The following is a 677-nucleotide window of genomic DNA, read 5'->3' on the forward strand; positions in this document are numbered from 1 at the left end:
TCCGGCGCGCTTTTCCTAAACTTGTTGCTGCGGCCGGCCTTAGCGTGCCATTAGCAGCAGCGCCGCATCGGTCAGCATGCCCACCGTCCCATCGTCGACGTCCCAGCTCTTCATCATTTCCGCGATTGACTTGGGTACTTGGTCGCGATCGCGGTGCATGGCCGTGCTGACGCGAATTGCCGACGACTCCTCATCTGAGCGAAAACCCCGTGAAGAAGCCGTACAACCGGGCCCTGAGGCTCCGGGGTTGGTTAAGGTCTGGATTCGCGCTCGGCGAGCATATCGATCGGTCTGCCGCCTCGTGCCAAACGATAGACCGTAGCAACTCAAGGTGTCCGCGGTTCGTGGGTAAGATCAGTTAGCCTGAAATACGTTCGAGAATGGCCACCCACGGTGGCATGGCGACGGCGATCTTGCCGGAAAAGCGCCTCCCCGTTGCTAACAGTTGGCAGCCATATAGCTGCGCTTTTCGACGAAACTGCACTTATGCTAATCAGGCAACGCCGGGTGACCCATTGGTCAGCAGTACCCTTCAATGATCTCGAACAACCGTTGGCACGATTTGGCAAGGTGTTGTTCGGGCGCGGTCGCAACCCCGAGCAAAAGGCCTGGCACCGTCCACGATGGATTTGCGAACCACGCGGACAAGGGTGATGGCGCGATGCCCGCAGTCATTG

1 pseudogene is annotated in these 677 nt (G+C 58.9%); it reads right to left on the reverse strand.

From position 1 onward, the window contains the following. Positions 1–519: 519 nt before the first annotated feature. Positions 520–677 (reverse strand): annotated as a pseudogene (locus AB4Y36_RS40440) (PLP-dependent aminotransferase family protein); the annotation flags it as partial.

The sequence above is a fragment of the Paraburkholderia sp. BR10936 genome (assembly GCF_040965735.1).
Classification (GTDB): Bacteria; Pseudomonadota; Gammaproteobacteria; order Burkholderiales; family Burkholderiaceae; genus Paraburkholderia; species Paraburkholderia nodosa_A.